Below are 3,721 nucleotides of genomic sequence, written 5' to 3'. Positions count from 1 at the left end.
GTGTGAAATTCTATTTGAAGCAGTATACCCCTCATCTAATGTGTATGAAATGTAAAAATCTATTACGCACCGATTCTAAAAATGCGTTGAACATTACGAAAAAACCTAATTGATTTTAAGAATAAAATTATGATATAAATAAAGCAATAATATTAAATTTAACCTTTTAGACTCGTGTCTAAGTTAAAAAATGAAAAATTAGATGGCATTGTGTTTGTGCTTTCTGCACCTTCAGGAGCGGGAAAGACTTCTTTGTGTAGGCACGTTGCTGCTTCTTTGGATCACGTTTATGCGTCGATTTCTATGACAACTAGAGCTTCTCGTCCCCATGAAGAAGAAGGAAAAGATTATTTTTTTGTGTCAAAAGAAGATTTTCAAATCCATCAGAATCAAGCTCGGTTTGTGGAATGGACTCAAATTTATGATCATTTTTATGGGACTCCTCTAGATCCGATAGTACATTGTCTACGCCAAGGACGAGATGTAATTTGTGCTTTGGATCACGTAGGACTTCAAAAATTAAAGGCTCATTCGAGATTAGGAAAAGCTGTGGTTAGTCTTTTTATTGTCCCTCCTCATCAAGATGCATTAAAATTACGACTGGAGCAACGTGGTCAAGATTCTCCGGAGTCTATTTCTCGTCGTCTTGCGGCTAGTGCTCTTGAAATGAAACAGTGGATTTATTATGATTACGTTGTATTGAACGATGATTTTTTAGTGGCCGCTTCTGAAGTGATAGCGGTTATCCGGGCTGAAAAGCTTAAAAGTGCGCATCAGTGTGGGCGTATCGCAAAAATTGTAGAGGAATGGAGATGATAACCCAAGAAACAACGTCGATACTAACGTTCACAAGTTTCCCGTTCGTTATGGTGGCACTATGGGAGCTTCCATCCTTGTCAGAAGTTGATTTTGCTTTTGAGCATTTATCGGGGTTACAGCTTGTGACTCAAGCTCATCATACTCAGGACTATGCGGATCAAGAGTTAGCGTTTTTAGTACAGTCTGCCTATGACCAGGGTAAAGCACGAGGAAATTTGCACCACGTTGCTACGTTTACTTCTCCAGGTTCTTTTACTGCTTTGCGAGCAGCAGTTGCGTTGTTGGATGGGCTTCATGTAGGAGGATCTTTTCAAGCGCACTATTGGAATATTTTTCAAGTTTTGTTTTCCAAACAGTACGCGCGAAGTCATGTACTGTGGGCTGTGGACAATGGTAGACAAGCTTGGTGTGTGGGGTATATGGCTTCTCGTAAAATGATGAAAGATTTAGTATTGGAAGTACGGGAGGATGTGTCTCAAGCAAGCTTAGAAAAATTTCATCTTCACTGTGAAGAGGGTGTTTCATCTTCTGAGTCTTGGGAGACACACGTATTATGGAGGCATAGTTCAGTAGAAGACGTACTGGAAGTGCTAAAAAAATTTGCTTTGTGTGTTTTATACGAGGATATTATGTTGAAACAAAAGATGCAAGGAACTGAAGAAAGAATGCTTCATCTTGCGCAATTTGTTAAGTGATACGTTTATAAATCAATAACGAAAGCAAGGTTTCGTCCGCAGTTTGTAGTTCGTTATGCGGGAGCAATCTCAAGCTGCGGGAAGGAGAAAAAATTGTACTGTTCTTTTACTATAAAGAGTAAAGTTTGCAATCGTATAAGGCGATATGTTTTTTAGCTCTTATGTAAAAGCGCGTGTTGCACTTGTGGGAGCCACAGGTGTTGTGGGGCGCACGGCATTAAAGTTAATGATGGAACATGCCGATTTATGGGAGGTCTCTTTATTTGCATCCAAGCAGTGTACTCTTGATCTAGAAGGGCGTTTACTTAATGTACATCCTCTAGATCAGGCAGACTTTTCTTGTTTTGATGTGTGCATGTTTGCCACAGAAGAAAACGTATCTAAGCGTTGGATTGAAAGCGCTTTGCATGCTGGGGCTCGAGTTGTAGATTCAAGTTCTTGGCGCCGACTAGATCCGTCTGTTCCGTTAGTGGTACCGGGAGTTAATCAGCAAATATTGCAAAAAGAGCACTCCCTGTGTGCTCACAGTAATTGTATTGTAAGCCCTCTTGCATGCGTCCTTGCACCCCTTAATGTCTTGTATGGGTTAAAGTGCATCCATATTGCTACTTATCAATCTGTCTCTGGTGCGGGAAAATACGGAGTAGAAGCATGCTTGATGGAAACAAAAAAAAAGCTTTCTGGAACGCCTCTAGAAACCTCTTATTTTCCAAAAAATATTGGGTTTAATGTAATTCCTCAAATTGGTCAGCTTGATCATATGGGCCACAGTAGCGAAGAAGAAAAAATTCAAAAGGAACTCCATCGAATTCTTCAAGTGGACTGTCCCATTTTTAGTACCGCAGTCCGAGTTCCTGTACTCCAAGGGCATGCATCTGCGGTCTGGGTAGAGTTTCAGCGTCCTTGGTCTAAAGAAGAGGTTCAAGAAGCTTGGTGTAAAGCCCCTCATATTGAAGTCGCGAGAGAATATCAAACTCCGTTAGAACTACAGGGTCGAGATGTGGTTTCTGTAGGACGCGTTCGGCAACTTACTCCCTTTCATTTAGCAGTGTGGGTCTGTTCCGATAATCTCTTAAGAGGAGCAGCCTCTGACATGGTAGACATCGCAAAAATTATGGTGCAACAGAAAAACTAGAGAAAAAATAAAAAATTTTTCTCTGGCTTTGCGCACTGGATTAAACGTATTCCTCTTTAGGAATGAGGATAATTAAGTTCGGTCAAAATCCGAATTAACTTCTTTTTATATATTTTTTTGTATTGTATTTCTATGTGTAACATATAATATTTCATAAAATTATGAATATCAACAAATGTAAAATTATTCGAGTATCGCTTTATAAGGTGTTCCAAAAGCGTCTTAAAGTTAACGAAAAGGAAGCGCACTATCTTTTAGAAAAAATTCTAGATCAGCTTAAACGTGCTTTTTTAAATGTTCAAGACCCTCGTATAAAAATTTCTTCTTTTGGAACCTTTATGGTTACCCACAAAAAAGAACGTATGGGAAGAAATCCACGTACTTTGGTAAAAAGTGTTATTTTACCGCGAAGAAAGATTACATTTCGTGCCTCAAAGGGCTTATTACAAAAACTTAACCATCCCTCAACGGAAGAAATGCTGTAGAATTTCGAGAAAACGATGTACAGAAGGTGTATTTTCAATAAAAATTTTGTATTTTAGTTTAGCACCCAAAAAGGTCAATAGTAATATTAGAACCCGTCTTTATAGATTAGGCTGGTTCTTTTACCAAGAGTTGCAAAGTGCACAATCAGCACAGTATTTTCAGCAAACTTAATGACCATTTCATAATTTTTATATAGTTCTCTAAAGTAATGTGGGTAAAAGTGAGCTTTACTTCCTATATTCTAGCAAAAATAGCCCATTCAGGAGCCCAGATGTCACTGCTTTTTTGGAAAACAGTTTGAACAAAGACTTTTATAGATTTGCTATAGCCTGTATCAGAGCATAAACCTTTTAGCGTTAAATAGCGGTTCAAGGTAGATTCAAAGTACTATAGCACACTAAATATAAAAGAATTATAATAGCAGAAAAGAGAAGATATTTAAAGGTGTCGTATTCATTATCGTAAGGGGTTAGAAATGAAGAAGAAAAAAGCAGTAAGCGATGAGGAATCGGGTAGACGTTTTGGAATGGGTAAGCAGATTATAGAGGGGGTACGCATTTAGAACTGAACTTAGTGCGCTATAAGT

The 3,721-nt window shown here is 38.5% G+C and carries 4 protein-coding genes; all 4 read left to right on the top strand.

Features of this window, described 5'->3' with window-relative positions:
- Positions 1 to 174: 174 nt before the first annotated feature.
- The 4 genes from gmk to HCUR_RS04505 all read left to right on the top strand — a co-directional run bounded on the left by gmk (position 175) and on the right by HCUR_RS04505 (position 3,134).
- Positions 175 to 816 carry a guanylate kinase gene (gene gmk, locus HCUR_RS04520; protein ID WP_104206952.1) on the top strand — a complete coding sequence of 214 codons (642 nt, stop codon included), beginning with the start codon at positions 175 to 177 and terminating at the stop codon, positions 814 to 816.
- Complete coding sequence (locus HCUR_RS04515; protein ID WP_129591911.1) at positions 807 to 1,514, top strand: hypothetical protein; 708 nt, start codon at positions 807 to 809, stop codon at positions 1,512 to 1,514. Before gmk ends, HCUR_RS04515 begins: the two co-directional genes overlap by 10 nt.
- A gap of 145 nt (positions 1,515 to 1,659) precedes the next feature.
- A complete protein-coding gene (locus HCUR_RS04510) occupies positions 1,660 to 2,649 on the top strand; it encodes an aspartate-semialdehyde dehydrogenase (protein ID WP_104206950.1) in 990 nt (329 codons plus the stop codon).
- Positions 2,650 to 2,810: 161 nt separating this feature from the next.
- Positions 2,811 to 3,134 carry an HU family DNA-binding protein gene (locus HCUR_RS04505; protein WP_104206949.1) on the top strand — a complete coding sequence of 108 codons (324 nt, stop codon included), beginning with the start codon at positions 2,811 to 2,813 and terminating at the stop codon, positions 3,132 to 3,134.
- The last annotated feature ends 587 nt before the right edge of the window (positions 3,135 to 3,721 follow it).

The sequence above is a fragment of the Holospora curviuscula genome, assembly GCF_002930195.1.
Classification (GTDB): Bacteria; Pseudomonadota; Alphaproteobacteria; order Holosporales; family Holosporaceae; genus Holospora; species Holospora curviuscula.
This window is presented reverse-complemented; position numbering and strand designations above follow the sequence as displayed.

Coding starts and splice junctions, on each gene's coding strand:
- HCUR_RS04515 (WP_129591911.1), top strand. CDS start 807: ATGGAGATGATAACCCAAGAAACAACGTCGATACTAACGTTCACAAGT.
- HCUR_RS04510 (WP_104206950.1), top strand. CDS start 1,660: ATGTTTTTTAGCTCTTATGTAAAAGCGCGTGTTGCACTTGTGGGAGCC.
- HCUR_RS04505 (WP_104206949.1), top strand. CDS start 2,811: ATGAATATCAACAAATGTAAAATTATTCGAGTATCGCTTTATAAGGTG.